This is a genomic window from Ruegeria sp. AL2 (assembly GCF_056540845.1).
Genome location: NZ_JBQFXM010000001.1, coordinates 718,732 through 731,616 on the forward strand (window position 1 = coordinate 718,732; position 12,885 = coordinate 731,616).

The 12,885-nt window shown below is 56.7% G+C and carries 14 protein-coding genes and 1 pseudogene; 6 read left to right on the forward strand and 9 right to left on the reverse strand.

What is annotated here, in order from left to right:
• The first annotated feature begins 55 nt into the window (after window positions 1-55).
• The gene (locus ACR0ID_RS03610; RefSeq protein WP_209504059.1) at window positions 56-418 is read left to right on the forward strand and encodes an SUF system Fe-S cluster assembly protein; all 363 of its coding nucleotides are present in this window, start codon (window positions 56-58) and stop codon (window positions 416-418) included.
• A 231-nt stretch (window positions 419-649) separates the two neighbouring features.
• On the opposite strand, the gene ACR0ID_RS03615 is transcribed toward ACR0ID_RS03610, so the two are convergent.
• Window positions 650-1,066, reverse strand: a complete 417-nt coding sequence (locus ACR0ID_RS03615; protein ID WP_480516876.1) for a hypothetical protein — start codon at window positions 1,064-1,066, stop codon at window positions 650-652.
• 142 nt (window positions 1,067-1,208) lie between these two features.
• Here ACR0ID_RS03615 and ACR0ID_RS03620 point away from each other — a divergent pair, with 142 nt between their 5' ends.
• Complete coding sequence (locus tag ACR0ID_RS03620) at window positions 1,209-1,574, forward strand: HesB/IscA family protein (RefSeq protein ID WP_480476725.1); 366 nt, start codon at window positions 1,209-1,211, stop codon at window positions 1,572-1,574.
• Between the two features lie 148 nt (window positions 1,575-1,722).
• A complete protein-coding gene (gene tpiA, locus ACR0ID_RS03625; RefSeq protein ID WP_480603779.1) occupies window positions 1,723-2,472 on the forward strand; it encodes a triose-phosphate isomerase in 750 nt (249 codons plus the stop codon).
• 9 nt (window positions 2,473-2,481) lie between these two features.
• Here the strand turns inward: tpiA and ACR0ID_RS03630 are convergent, their stop codons facing one another.
• From ACR0ID_RS03630 to ACR0ID_RS03660, 7 genes are all read right to left on the reverse strand, one after another.
• Complete coding sequence (locus ACR0ID_RS03630; protein WP_480493286.1) at window positions 2,482-2,928, reverse strand: nucleoside deaminase; 447 nt, start codon at window positions 2,926-2,928, stop codon at window positions 2,482-2,484.
• 65 nt (window positions 2,929-2,993) lie between these two features.
• On the reverse strand, window positions 2,994-3,305 hold the full coding sequence (locus ACR0ID_RS03635) for a DMT family transporter (protein WP_480472525.1): 312 nt from the start codon (window positions 3,303-3,305) through the stop codon (window positions 2,994-2,996).
• Between the two features lie 152 nt (window positions 3,306-3,457).
• On the reverse strand, window positions 3,458-4,834 hold the full coding sequence (locus tag ACR0ID_RS03640; protein ID WP_480493290.1) for a TRAP transporter large permease: 1,377 nt from the start codon (window positions 4,832-4,834) through the stop codon (window positions 3,458-3,460).
• Window positions 4,834-5,511 (reverse strand): TRAP transporter small permease, encoded by a 678-nt coding sequence (locus tag ACR0ID_RS03645; RefSeq protein WP_480603782.1) that lies wholly within the window; start codon window positions 5,509-5,511, stop codon window positions 4,834-4,836. The genes ACR0ID_RS03640 and ACR0ID_RS03645 overlap by 1 nt, the downstream gene beginning before the upstream one ends.
• A 116-nt stretch (window positions 5,512-5,627) precedes the next feature.
• Complete coding sequence (locus tag ACR0ID_RS03650) at window positions 5,628-6,629, reverse strand: DctP family TRAP transporter solute-binding subunit (RefSeq protein ID WP_480603785.1); 1,002 nt, start codon at window positions 6,627-6,629, stop codon at window positions 5,628-5,630.
• 287 nt (window positions 6,630-6,916) lie between these two features.
• On the reverse strand, window positions 6,917-8,146 hold the full coding sequence (locus tag ACR0ID_RS03655; RefSeq protein WP_480553379.1) for a sigma-54-dependent transcriptional regulator: 1,230 nt from the start codon (window positions 8,144-8,146) through the stop codon (window positions 6,917-6,919).
• Entirely contained in the window at window positions 8,143-9,876 is a 1,734-nt protein-coding gene (locus ACR0ID_RS03660; protein WP_480603787.1) for a sensor histidine kinase, read from the reverse strand. Before ACR0ID_RS03660 ends, ACR0ID_RS03655 begins: the two co-directional genes overlap by 4 nt.
• Before the next feature lie 46 nt (window positions 9,877-9,922).
• On the opposite strand from ACR0ID_RS03660, the gene ACR0ID_RS03665 reads away from it, so the two are divergent.
• Window positions 9,923-11,104, forward strand: a complete 1,182-nt coding sequence (locus ACR0ID_RS03665) for a cytochrome P450 (RefSeq protein WP_480472513.1) — start codon at window positions 9,923-9,925, stop codon at window positions 11,102-11,104.
• A gap of 45 nt (window positions 11,105-11,149) precedes the next feature.
• Here the strand turns inward: ACR0ID_RS03665 and ACR0ID_RS03670 are convergent, their stop codons facing one another.
• Window positions 11,150-11,632: an Lrp/AsnC family transcriptional regulator gene (locus ACR0ID_RS03670; RefSeq protein WP_480472511.1), complete on the reverse strand. Its 483-nt coding sequence runs from the start codon at window positions 11,630-11,632 to the stop codon at window positions 11,150-11,152.
• A 174-nt stretch (window positions 11,633-11,806) separates the two neighbouring features.
• Between ACR0ID_RS03670 and cobA the strand changes: the two are divergent.
• Window positions 11,807-12,553 (forward strand): annotated as a pseudogene (cobA, locus tag ACR0ID_RS03675) (uroporphyrinogen-III C-methyltransferase); the annotation flags it as partial.
• Window positions 12,553-12,867, forward strand: a complete 315-nt coding sequence (locus ACR0ID_RS03680) for a DUF2849 domain-containing protein (protein ID WP_480472509.1) — start codon at window positions 12,553-12,555, stop codon at window positions 12,865-12,867. The pseudogene cobA and the gene ACR0ID_RS03680, both read left to right, overlap by 1 nt.
• Window positions 12,868-12,885: the final 18 nt, after the last annotated feature.

Sequence of the window (12,885 nt, forward strand, 5' to 3'; positions counted from 1 at the left end):
ACGCTGTTGCGGCTATTCCCTATATAATCACTCAGGCAACAGACCCGAGGCAAAGATGACCCACCCGAGCGAACAGTTTGAAGGCACACCGCTGATTGCGCCGTCAACCATTGAGCACCCCCTGTACGAGCCCGTGGTCGAGGCGTGCCGCACGGTCTATGACCCGGAAATCCCCGTGAATATCTATGACCTCGGCCTGATCTACACGATCGACATTTCCACGGACAACGCGGTGAAGGTGATCATGACGCTGACAGCCCCCGGATGCCCGGTTGCCGGCGACATGCCCGGATGGATCATGGAAGCGATCGAGCCTGTTGCAGGCGTCAAAGAGGTCGACGTGGAACTGACCTGGGAGCCACCCTGGGGTATGGAGATGATGTCAGACGAAGCACGTCTGGAACTGGGATTTATGTAGGCACCGGCCACAGTTTCCCGGCTATTTGTCACAAAACATTGGTGTTTTTGTTACCTGTTCGTGCTGCCCCTGTCACAATGATACGGGAAAAGACCTGCGGACGGCACCAATCGGTATCGTACCTCGGGCCAGACATGATTTGACCGCCCCCCCGAATTCCGGCCCAGAAACACGGACCGTTCTTGCCCGAGAACGGTCCTTTTCATATCCAGATCACCTAACGACGGGTGATCAGTTCAAATTGCAGGTCTTTTTGATTTCCGCAGATCTGGCATCCAGTTGATTGATGTAGTCCCCCGATAGCATTTGCAGCCTTTTGTGTTCCGTTCCTGTGACCAGCCCCAAAAGTGCCCCGGCAGGAGTAATGGCGGCAACACTTTCCAACTGTTGGTCCTGCGCGTGCTTTTTCTCAGTCGCGATGGCGCGCAGATCGCCCTCGGCGGTCGCGCAGTTTACCGGATGCCTCTCTCCATCATTGGCGGCCACCGCATCATCCGGAACAAACAAAAGAACTGCAATGGTAAGTACCGCTCCCAACAAGACTGGATTAAAAATTGCATTTAATCTCTTCACAATATTATCCTTTCCGATGATTTCACAATGCGAACCGTTTTGGCGATCAACCAGCTTAAACCTATTCAGCTCCACGGTTTAACGGTCGGGTGTTTTCAGCGAACCCATACTGTATGCCGGGTTGTTTCATCCTGATAAAACTCTTTATAACACACCGTCTTGAGCCTTGGCCCCCTGAGCCCTAGATTAAATGCAACGCGCGACAACGGAGACTTACATGTTCGGCATTCCCGGCAAACAGGCTGTGACCATGACGCCCAAAGCCGCAGAGCAAATTACCCGCCTGATGAACTCGGGTGGCCACGTCGGCTTGCGCATTGGCGTAAAGAAAGGCGGCTGTGCGGGCATGGAATATACCATGGAATATGTCGATCAGGCCGATCCACACGACGAAGTCGTTGAACAGGATGGTGCACGCGTCATGATCGCACCAATGGCGCAGATGTTTCTGTTCGGGACTGAAATCGATTACGAGGTGTCGTTGCTGGAATCAGGTTTCAAGTTCAGGAACCCGAATGTCGTCGACGCTTGCGGTTGCGGTGAATCCATCAAATTCGATGAGAGCATCGTGCAGAAATCCTAGTTTGCGCCGGGTAATCCTGTGACACGGTCCCGACCGAACGCCGTGTGTCGATCAAAGCGCACGAACCCACCCAATCCGTGGAATTGTAAGATCGTGCCGACAATGCTATCCGCATCCTAAATCATCGAATGATCAGGGAGATACGGGTATGCGACGCAAGCTTGCGGCAGGAAACTGGAAAATGAACGGAACCGGTGCTGCGCTGAGCGAGCTTGAAGCACTGTGCAAGTCCCACCCAGACGCTTCTGTCGATATCCTGATCTGCCCTCCGGCAACATTGCTCAGCCGCGCAGCAGACACCGTACGCGGGTCAGCAGTCACAGTTGGCGGGCAGGATTGCCACGCGGCAACCGCAGGCGCGTATACAGGCGACATCAGCGCTGAGATGCTGCTGGACGCGGGCGCGACATCAGTCATCCTGGGTCATTCCGAACGGCGCGTGGACCATGAAGAACATGACGAGGATATACGCGCCAAGGCCCGTGCTGCGATGGATGCGGGGTTAAAAGCGATCATTTGCGTTGGCGAAAGCCTGGAACAGCGCGAGGCGGCCAATACGCTCGACATAATCGGCGGTCAGATGTCGGGGTCGATCCCGGATCAGGCAACCGGCGAGAACCTGATTATTGCCTATGAACCGATCTGGGCCATAGGAACTGGCAAGGTTCCAACGCTGGATGAGATCGGAGAGGTTCACGACTTCATCCGCGTCCGGCTAGAGCGTCGCTTTGGCGAAGGAGTGGGTCGCTCTGTCCGTTTGCTTTATGGCGGGTCGGTCAAACCCTCCAACGCGGCGGAGATCTTTGCGGTTTCAAATGTCGATGGTGCGCTTGTGGGCGGCGCCAGCCTGAAGGCCGGGGATTTCACGGGCATTATTCAGGCGCTGGAGAGCGTTTAGGTTTCGCCTTTACTCGGCAATATCTTCCGCCCAAAGCTCTGGCTTTTCTTCGATGAACCGCTGCATCAGTGCGATGCAGTCGGGATCGTTGGCTATCACCACGTCGACGCCGCGGTCGCGCAGGAAGTCTTCGTTGCCACCAAAATTCTGGGTATCGCCGATCACCACTCGCGGGATACCAAACTGAACGATAGTGCCGGAACACATCATGCAAGGTGACAAAGACGTGTAAAGAACCGTGTCGCGATAGGTTTTCTGACGCCCGGCTTTGCGCAAAGCATCCATTTCCCCATGTGCGATCGGATCGCCGCCCTGCACACGTTGATTGCGCCCTTGTGAAACAATTTCGCCACCCCGCGCCAGAACTGATCCGATAGGGCATCCACCTTCATCAAACCCGGCTTTTGCCTCGTCATAAGCCACGCGCAGCAGGCGCTTGTCGGTCTCGGTCAGCATTCCGGTCTCCATTTCCCGTGTTTTCCGAACCCTGCCCAAGCAAAATGGCTTGGTCAATAAAACGCTCACGCTAGCTTCATCAGGATAAGACCTGACACGATCAGAAGAGCCGCCAGAATCCGCGCAGGGCTAAGGGCTTCGCCCAGAAACAGGATACCTACACAGAACGCCCCCACAGCCCCGATACCGGTCCAGATGGTATAAGCCGTGCCCAACGGCAGGTCGCGCATCGCCAGCGCCAACAGGCCGAAAGAGCCGATCATCGAAAGACCCATCAAGGCAGTAGGCCACAATCGGGTGAAACCAGCCGATTGCTTCATGGCTACAGCCCAGACGATTTCCAACAAGCCAGCAAAAAGAAGAAAGATCCAGGGCATATTACGACCTCGTATTCGTTCGGGTCGTCCCGAAAGATGTCCCATTGTGGGGAGGTCGTCCTCTGAACCCTAGTTAAGCACTTGATGCCGGGGTTCAAGATACGAAAAGCCGGGCGGTCGAAACCGCCCGGCTGCGTACATTGTCAAACCACCTAATTGGTTATGATTTCCGGCCCCATGAAGGTGTTGGGCAGGAAGGTCGATATCCACGGAATATACGTCACCATAATCAGGAAGACGAAGAGAACGGCAAGGAACGGCAGCGCTGCCCTCACAACGCTCATCATCGGCATTCCCGCAACGCCCGAAGTTACGAACAGGTTCAGACCGACCGGAGGCGTGATCATCCCGATCTCCATGTTCACCACCATGATGATGCCCAGATGGATCGGATCGATGCCCAACTCGATGGCAATCGGGAACACCAGCGGTGCAACGATCACCAGCAGGCCCGACGGCTCCATAAACTGACCACCGATCAGCAGGATCACGTTCACAACGATCAGGAACGCCACCGGCCCTAGCCCTGCGGTCAGCATCGCCTCGGCGATGTGCTGCGGAACCTGTTCGTCTGTCAGAACATGCTTAAGGATCAGCGCGTTGGCGATCACGAACAACAGCGTCACCGTCAGCTTGCCCGCCTCGAACAGAGTATGCTTGGTATCCGGGTGAAAGAACGCCGTGACCAATGCGTAAGGTTTTTTCAGAAGCGGCAGGTTCGGTGCGTCCCCTTCCGTACTCAGCGGCCCCATGTCCTTGTAAACGAAACTGGCGATGAAGAAGGCATAGACGGCAGCAACAGCGGCGGCCTCGGTCGGGGTAAAGATACCCCCATAAATGCCACCCAGAATGATAACGATCAGGAACAGGCCCCAACCGGCCTCGCGGGCGGACGTAAAGACCTCGCCCCAACCCTTCCATTCACCCTTGGGCAGGTTCTTGACCTTTGCCATGACATAGATGGTGATCATCAGCATGAAGCCAGCCATCAGACCGGGAATAACGCCAGCCAGGAACATGCGCCCAACCGAAACTTCGACGGCGGCGGCATACACAACCATCACGATGGACGGAGGGATCAGGATGCCTAGCGTACCCGCGTTACAGATCACACCGGCAGCGAACTCTTTGGAATAACCAACCTGGCGCATGCCAGCGATAACGATCGACCCGATAGCCACAACCGTGGCCGGGGATGATCCTGACAGCGCGGCAAACAGCATACAGGCAAACACGCCCGCAATCGCCAGACCGCCGGGCAGATGCCCCACGCAAGCAATCGAGAAACGGATGATCCGGCGCGCTACGCCGCCTGTCGTCATGAAGGACGAGGCCAGTATGAAGAACGGGATTGCCAAAAGGGTGAAATGCCCCTCGAACGCCTCGAAAAGCGTGCCTGCGACTGAAGCCAGCGAGCTGTCGGAGTAGATCAGCAGGAACAGGGTCGAGCTGAGGCCAAGTGCAACTGCAATCGGAACGCCGATCAGCAGCAGGCCGATGACCATCGAGAAAAGAAGGATAACGTCCATCAGTCATGCACCCCTTGTTGTGCGCGGACTTCCTCAATCTCGTCCTCGACTTCGTGGCTGGCGACAAGGCGATCGGTCTCACCACGCCAGATTTGAACGGCGATCTGCGTAAACCGGATCACCAGCAGCAGCATGGATACCGGCAGAACCAGGTAAGGTACGACCTTGGGCAGTTTTTCATACCCTTCGCCATAGTTGATCAGGTCTTCCAGAAAGCGCAGCGGAGCGACCATGGGGATGTCGTCCACCTCGTAGAAACTCTGGCTACGCGCGCCGAAATCAAACCCTGTCGGGAACCAGCGGCCCGATGTTGGCGGCAGATCTGCAAAGACGGCCCAATAGTCATATGCCCCTTTGAGCATCAGCAGCGAGAACATCAGACAGAACCCGACCGAGACCAGCGCCATAATGCGCCTCGGTGCTGGCGCCAGCATGTTCAGGATTGCATCCACGCCCAGATGGGCATGTTTCTTGACCGCATACGACGCGCCCAGCAGCACCAGCCAGCCAAACGTGAACACTGTCAACTCAAGCGCCCATAGGATATTGGAATTAAAGACAAACCGCGCGATCACGTTGGCAAATGTAACGACCGTCATAAGGCCCAAAAGCAACGCGATCAGGGTTTCTTCGATATGGTCGATCAGCCCGCCCTGGCCGGAGTTCGCACCAGACATCTTTTAGTCCCCGCATTTTATTGAAGAGAGAGTTGAGAATGGGGCGGGCCATTTCAGCCCGCCCGGCCTGCGCGTCGAATACTCCCCAGTCCCCGGACGCGCGGTCTTTGACCGGATCAGAACCCGGCGTTGATGGCCTGTGCCGCGTCGATCTTGTCCTGACCCACGTCACCGGCGAATTTGTCCCAAACCGGTTTCATCGCGTCGACCCAGGCCTGACGCTGTTCAGGGGTCAGTTCACGGATGACGCCGCCTGCATCAATGATCGACGCTTTGGCCGCTTCGTTCACCGCAAAGGCTTCTTTGTTCCGGGTCTCGGTAACTTCGGACAGAATAGTCAGGAACTGATCCCGCACCGCCGGATCAAGACTGTCCAGCCAATCCACCGATGTCACGACCAGATAGTCGATGATGCCGTGGTTGGTTTCGGTGATACCGTCCTGCACCTCAAAGAACTTCTTGCCGTAGATGTTCGACCAGGTGTTCTCCTGCCCGTCCACAACGCCCTGTTGCAGCGCGCCATACACTTCCGAGAACGCCATTTTTTGCGGGCTGCCACCAATGGCCTCCATCTGAGCCACCAGCACATCTGACGACTGCACGCGGAATTTCAAACCGTTTGCATCCGACGGATCAACCAAAGCCTTGTTGGCCGACATCTGCTTCATGCCGTTGTGCCAGAACGCCAGCCCTTGCAGGCCGCGGCGCTGCATGCTGTCTTTCATCGCCTGCCCCTCGGCCGAGGCCTGGAACGCGTCTACAGCGTCGACGTTCTTGAACATGAACGGCAGGTCAAACAGGCGGAACTGTTTGGTGAACTTCTCGAACTTCGACAGCGAGGGCGCTGCCAGTTGCACGTCGCCCTGCAACATCGCTTCGAGAACTTTGTCGTCGTTGTAGAGCGTCGAGTTCGGGTAGACCTCGACACACATCGTGCCGTTCATTTCGTCGTTGACCCGCTGCTCCAGCAGCGATGCCGCGATGCCCTTGGGGTGTTTGTCGGTGTTCGTCACATGCGCGAACTTAACGACGATTTCACCTTCGTCGCATGCAGCCATACCAGCCGTTGCGGTTACAGTCAGAGCAAGCGCAGTTGCTGCCGTTGTCAGAAGCTTCATCTGATATCCTCCCAGAGTTCCTTGAAACTTGCAGTCGACGCCGGGTAAGCGCCGTATGGCGTGCAGTGAAGCGACTCAGGGTAAAGCACACAACTTTTGACTGCGATTGCGGATAGTGCCTGATTACCTGTTTAATACCAAAGTGTTACGTCGTTACTGGTTCGGGTTCTGCGCTTCACAGTCCCGAGCCGTGCGAAAACTCGCACATCCTCAGTGCGGCTTGTGCGGAATTCCGCACATATTCCGAATCACTTCATTCGAATCAGAAGTGCCAATCCAGTTCCCGCTCATCTGCGGTAATCCTCGGGACGAATCTGATAGCGCGCCAGCTTGTCGTAAAAGGTCTTGCGCGGCAGCTTCAGCGCCTTGGCCGCATCTGACGCTTTTCCATTGTGGCGGCCCAAAGCTGCAATCAATAGTGACCGCTCGACCCGCGCCATCTGTTCGCTCAACCCCAGATCCGTTGCTTGTGTAACCTCCTCGGGCATTCCAAGAACAAACCGCATCGCTGCTGACATCAGCGAACGGGCGTTGCCCGGCCAGTCGCTGGCCATCAAGGCCGCGAGATGTTCGGACGAAATCTCGGGAATTGCGATGCCAGCCTGTTCGGCCGCTTGCGCCACATAGTGGCGAAAAATCACCGGAATGTCGTCGGGGCGTTCCGCCAATGATGGAACACGCACCCGCATCACATCCAAACGATAGAACAGATCTGCGTTAAACCGCCCTTCCGAACATAAAGCGGACAGATCAGCGGTTGTCCCTGCAATAATACGCCCCCCCGGACCGCGCTCGATGATCTCCAACGCCGCAAACTGCGTGGCTTGGGGCATGGCGGACACTTCGTCCAGAAACAGGGATCCACCCACTGCATCGCCGCAGCTTTGGGCAAGATCATCGGGGCTTAGGCTTGAAGCCGGACGTTTGACAAAAGGCCCCTGACCAGCGGGCGACATCAGGTGAACCACTTCGGCAACTTTGGATATGCCGCTGCCCGGCGGGCCGGTAACAAGAACTTCGGCCCCAGTCGGTGCAACAGTTCTCACACGATCCCGCAGTGCCTCGGCTTGCGGCGACAGACCAAACAGCAAACGTGCGGCCGGATCCCCCCTTTCAAGTTCAGATTTCAGGGCGCGCTGTTCCAAAACCTGAGTGCGGGCCGCGAATGCGCGTTCAAGAACGTCCATCAGGTCAGACGCAGCGCATGGTTTCTCCAGAAAATCGAACGCGCCTTTTCCCATGGCTTCCACGGCCATTGGGATATCGCCTTCTCCGGTCAAAAGGATCACCGGAAGCTCGGGGTCGATATCCCGAGCATAGGTCAGCAGATGGAAACCATCCCGCCCGGGCATTCGGATGTCCGAAATAATCACACCGGGGAAATCCCGCCGAATATGATCCTTGGCCGCCACAAAAGATCCGGCTGTTGTCGGTGCATAGTCCGCCAGTTCAATGGTTTGCGCCAGTGCCTCGCGAACAGCTGCGTCATCATCGACCAACAGAACCCTGCGCATCATGCTGCCTCTTCTTTTCCATAGGGTTCCAGTTCGACGGTAAACACTGCGCCATCAGCTGTGTTTGCCCCGCGAATTTCACCCCCAAAGCTTTGAACCAGACCATATGATATTGAAAGGCCGAGCCCCAGACCTTCAGAGGATCCTACGCTTTTTGTCGAATAAAACGGCTCGAACACACGGTCGGGGTCTTCAATCCCCGGGCCGGTATCCCGCACAGAAACGCGCAACCGGTCTTCTTCGTGCATCACAATCGAAATGTGCCGTTTGGGTCGCCCCAGCATCGCATCCGCCGCGTTATTGATCAGATTAACAAAGACCTGCACCAAGCGGACTTCACCCCCCCAAACATAAACCGCAGACTGTCCCGGTTCCCATTCCAGCGTCACATCATCGTCACGCAAACGGGTTTCGGTCAACTCGACGGCGGTTTTCAGAACCTGCACCAGATCGACCCGGCCCATTGGTTCGCTTTCGTTGCGGGCAAACGCGCGCAGATTCTTGATGATCCGGGCCATGCGGGCGGCCATTTCCGAAATACGCCCAAGGTTTTCGCTGGCCCTGTCGCCTTTGCCGCGTTCAAGAAAGGCCGTGCCATTGTCCGCGAATTGCTGGATTGCCATCAAGGGTTGGTTGAGTTCGTGGCTGATCCCCGCCGACATTTGCCCCAATGCGCTGAGTTTACCTGCCTGCACCAGTTCGGCCTGCGCTTTTTTCAGGGCTGCTTCGGCCTCCTGACGTTCTGCAACTTCGCGGCGTAACGCAGTGTTCGCTTGGGTCAATGCACGGGTACGCTGCGCCACCCGGCTTTCCAGAACCATGTTGGCATTAGCCAGCGTCCGTCGCCGCTCCATGGCAAGATACAGCATGGCACCAAACGCCAAACAGATCGCTGCGACCGCCGCCGCCTGCAACCCCGCAAGTCGCCGGGCCGGAGCCACGTCCACCAAAACCTCGGCGGTCATATCGATCACAGGCAGTTCAAGCGTTAGGTGCAACGCATCGCGTGGCAAATACCGCCCCCAGTTCAGCCGCCACAATTCATGCTGGCCGACCCGCGTCGCTGCAAAATCCACCGACGCACCTTCTGGCGGTGTCAGCCCGGACTGGCCAGCCTCGCGGCTCCAGAACAGCAAGTCTGATCGGTTCGAGATGAAGACGACACCGTCAGAATCAACAAAGAACACGGCTTCGGTACTGCCCCGCCAGGTTTGTTCAATGTCCTGGACGTCGGCAACCACCATCACCGCACCTTCGACTTGCCCGGACGGGGCAAAGGCCGGAGCGGCATAGGAGTATATCCGGTCGCCACTCTCTGGAACCACCTCATGCGCGGTACCCACCGCACCCTGCATGGCGCGCCTGAACGCTGGATGTGCGGACATATCTCGCTGTGCCACTGGCTGTGCGGTGACCAGAACCCGACCGCTGCGATCCAGATACATCATGTTGACGGCCGCTGTCTTGTCGGCGACGTCCAGCAACATCGCTTGCGCGTCATGTATTTGTGTCGGTGTATCCAACGCGTGCAAGGCGGGATGTGTCGCCATCAGAACCGCCAGTTCCTGATAGACCTGCATCTGGGTACTGAGCCGATCCGCCGCCAGTTCAAGGTCAGCTTCGGCCTTGTCACTTAGCTGAGACAGCGCCTGACGATAACCATAAGACCAAACAAAACTCGATAGCAGCCCGACAGCGGACAAAAAACCGACAATGATCCAAACTCTCTGCATAGACAGGGTCTTGCATTCAACGCGGCTCGTGGCAAGTGTGCGTCGCATGAAGTCATTCTCGCAATCCCCGACAGATCCGGGTTTCGTTCAGAACCCCTACCCTTTCTATGATCATGCCCGCACTGCTGGTGATCTGTTCTATTGGCGCGACTACAATATGGTTGCTGCAACGTCCTGTCAGGCGGTGCGGACACTTCTTCGCGACCGCCGGTTTGGGCGGGAAGTTCCGCCTGAATGCGCGACACAGGGCCCTGCCCATCTGGCCCCCTGGCTGGCTATCGAAGCCCACTCGCTGCTTGAAGCTGAACCCCCGCGACATACCCGCCTGAGAGCGCTTGTCATGCGCGCTTTCACGTCGCGGGAAATTTCTGCATTGCAGCCTTCCATTGAATCGCTATGCCACAGTCTTATCGAGACGTTTCCGAATACACCTTTCGACCTGTTGAGTGCCTATTGCACGCAGGTCCCGGTGAGAACCATCTGCCGACTGCTGGGCGTTCCCGAAGACATGGCACCCAACCTGTTGCAGTGGTCGCATGACATGGTCGCCATGTATCAGGCCAACCGGACGCAGGCGACCGAGGATAAGGCGGCCAAGTCGTCTCAGGAGTTCACGGATTTCCTGTTGGGATACATTAACCAGCGACGCAATGATCCCCGTGACGATTTGATCACCCGGCTTATCAGCGCCGAGGAAGAAGGTGAAAAGCTGACCATCGACGAGTTGGTCGCAACATGCATCTTGCTGCTGAATGCAGGTCACGAAGCAACTGTGCATTCGCTGGCGAACGGTGTGAAAACTCTGTTGCAAACTTATACCAGCCCCGGCGTTCTGGCACCGGACCAGATCGACGCAACGATTGAAGAAATTCTGCGCTATGACCCGCCTTTGCACATGTTCACACGTTATGCATATGAAGACGTTGACATATTTGGGCATTCGTTCAGGCGCGGTGATCAGGTCGCACTATTGCTTGGCGCTGCAAACCGCGACCCTGCTGTCTGGGATGAACCCGAAAGGTTTGTTCCGACGCGCTCGATTGAGGTCAACACAAGTTTTGGCGGAGGCATCCACTTCTGCGTCGGCGCCCCTTTGGCAAGGTTGGAAATGCGCATAGCCCTGCCCATTCTGTTCAATAGCTGCCCGAACCTGCGGCTCGCTACAGAGCCAACCTATTCAGACAGCTATCACTTCCATGGTTTGGAACGGTTAATGGTTCAGGTCTGACCTGTATAAGGCGCGGCTCGATCCGGCGTTGGAAGCACCTGCCTTTTACGCCCCTTCAACCAATGCGTTGAGGGGAAGCATCGTTGTGGACTTGATTTCTTCCATCGACAAAAGCGCGGTCACGTTGTGCACTCGCACCTCCGATATCAGCGACTGGTAGAATTGATCATAGGCGCGCGCGTTCTTGACCCGAACCTTGAGTATATAATCAATGTCACCTGCCAGCCGATGCGCCTCTTGCACCTCGGGGTGATCACGCAACGCCTTAAGGAACTTGCGCTGCCACTCAGCCTCGTGTTCCGATGTGCGGATCAAAACAAAGAAAGTCGCTTCAAACCCGAGCGCTTCGGCATCCAGTAAAACCGTTTGCTGACCTATTATTCCTGCACTCTTGAGCTTGCGTATACGATTCCAGACAGGCGTCTTTGAACTGCCGACCCGAGCCGCTATTTCATCCAGTGACTGCCCTGCATCGCGTTGCAGCTCGGCCAGAATTTTCCGATCCGTATCATCTATCCGCACCGACATTCCAATTTCCCTTCCACATCGAAGCTTTCGTTCCATATTTTCGCATATATGGAACGTTTATCCTTATTTGAGCGCCCATATGGCGCTTTGGTGGGAATATTTCCTATATTGAGGGTCAAGTCAAACCACACCCGAGATGATCCGATGCAGGACGTTCGCACAACAGGCCCCAAAGGACATGTCGACTTTGTCGGCGCAGGTCCGGGCGACCCCGAGTTGCTGACGCTCAAGGCGCTGACCGCGTTTGAGCGGGCTGATGTTGTGCTGCATGACCGCCTTATCAGTGAACCCGTTCTGGACATAGCCGGTCAAAGCGCCGCCTTGGTTGATGTCGGCAAAGCCGGGTTCGGCCCATCCTGGAAGCAAAGTGATATTGACGCGCTTTTGGTCGAATATGCCCTGAATGGTAACCGCGTGGTCCGCCTGAAGTCCGGTGATCCCACTGTCTTTGGCCGTCTGGATGAAGAGATCGAGGCCGTCGAGGCGGCTGGCATTTCGTGGCAGATCGTTCCTGGTATCACAGCGGCCTCTGCCGCGGTGGCTGGCATTGGCCAAAGCCTGACTCAACGCGGTCGAAATTCCTCGGTGCGGTTCCTGACTGGGCACGACATGAAAGGTTTTGCCGATCATGACTGGAATGCCCTGGCACGGGCTGGTTCGGTTGCTGCGATCTATATGGGCAAGAAATCTGCCCGCTTTAGCCAGGGTCGCCTGATCATGCATGGCGCCGATCGCGCCACCCCTGTCACGCTGGTCGAAAACGCCTCGCGCCCGAACCAACGGATACTGTCCACCACACTGGATCAACTGCCCGCCGACCTGGCCGCCGCCGAATTGGACGGACCGGCCCTGACATTCTATGGCCTTGCCCCGCGCGAAGCGGCGCAGGCCGTAACCGAATTCAATAAGGAGCTTGCCTGATGGCCCGCGCTTTTACCCCCAAAGTCGTCACCGCAAATGATTTGCTGGTAGGTGACGTCATTTACCAGACCGAAGATGACAGTTGGACGCGTGATCTGTCCCAAGCGGAACTGATCACTGACGAAGCACATGCACAGGTGCGTCTGCTGGATGCGGCGCGTCAGGCAAATAAAGTCGTTGGCGCCTATCTGGCCGATGCCGTTGCTGGCAAGAACGGCCCCGAGCCCACCCATTTTCGGGAAGATTTCCGCCGGACTGGTCCGTCCAACTATGCCCACGGCAAACAGGAAACTTCCCCGCAGCCCCGGGCCTGACCTCTGGCCATATCTCTC

Coding starts and splice junctions, on each gene's coding strand:
- ACR0ID_RS03610 (WP_209504059.1), top strand. CDS start 56: ATGACCCACCCGAGCGAACAGTTTGAAGGCACACCGCTGATTGCGCCG.
- ACR0ID_RS03665 (WP_480472513.1), top strand. CDS start 9,923: ATGAAGTCATTCTCGCAATCCCCGACAGATCCGGGTTTCGTTCAGAAC.
- ACR0ID_RS03660 (WP_480603787.1), bottom strand. CDS start 9,876: ATGCAGAGAGTTTGGATCATTGTCGGTTTTTTGTCCGCTGTCGGGCTG.
- ACR0ID_RS03630 (WP_480493286.1), bottom strand. CDS start 2,928: ATGCTGACCGAGACCGACAAGCGCCTGCTGCGCGTGGCTTATGACGAG.
- ACR0ID_RS03655 (WP_480553379.1), bottom strand. CDS start 8,146: ATGATGCGCAGGGTTCTGTTGGTCGATGATGACGCAGCTGTTCGCGAG.
- tpiA (WP_480603779.1), top strand. CDS start 1,723: ATGCGACGCAAGCTTGCGGCAGGAAACTGGAAAATGAACGGAACCGGT.
- ACR0ID_RS03645 (WP_480603782.1), bottom strand. CDS start 5,511: ATGTCTGGTGCGAACTCCGGCCAGGGCGGGCTGATCGACCATATCGAA.
- ACR0ID_RS03650 (WP_480603785.1), bottom strand. CDS start 6,629: ATGAAGCTTCTGACAACGGCAGCAACTGCGCTTGCTCTGACTGTAACC.
- ACR0ID_RS03680 (WP_480472509.1), top strand. CDS start 12,553: ATGGCCCGCGCTTTTACCCCCAAAGTCGTCACCGCAAATGATTTGCTG.
- ACR0ID_RS03635 (WP_480472525.1), bottom strand. CDS start 3,305: ATGCCCTGGATCTTTCTTCTTTTTGCTGGCTTGTTGGAAATCGTCTGG.
- ACR0ID_RS03620 (WP_480476725.1), top strand. CDS start 1,209: ATGTTCGGCATTCCCGGCAAACAGGCTGTGACCATGACGCCCAAAGCC.
- ACR0ID_RS03670 (WP_480472511.1), bottom strand. CDS start 11,632: ATGTCGGTGCGGATAGATGATACGGATCGGAAAATTCTGGCCGAGCTG.
- ACR0ID_RS03640 (WP_480493290.1), bottom strand. CDS start 4,834: ATGGACGTTATCCTTCTTTTCTCGATGGTCATCGGCCTGCTGCTGATC.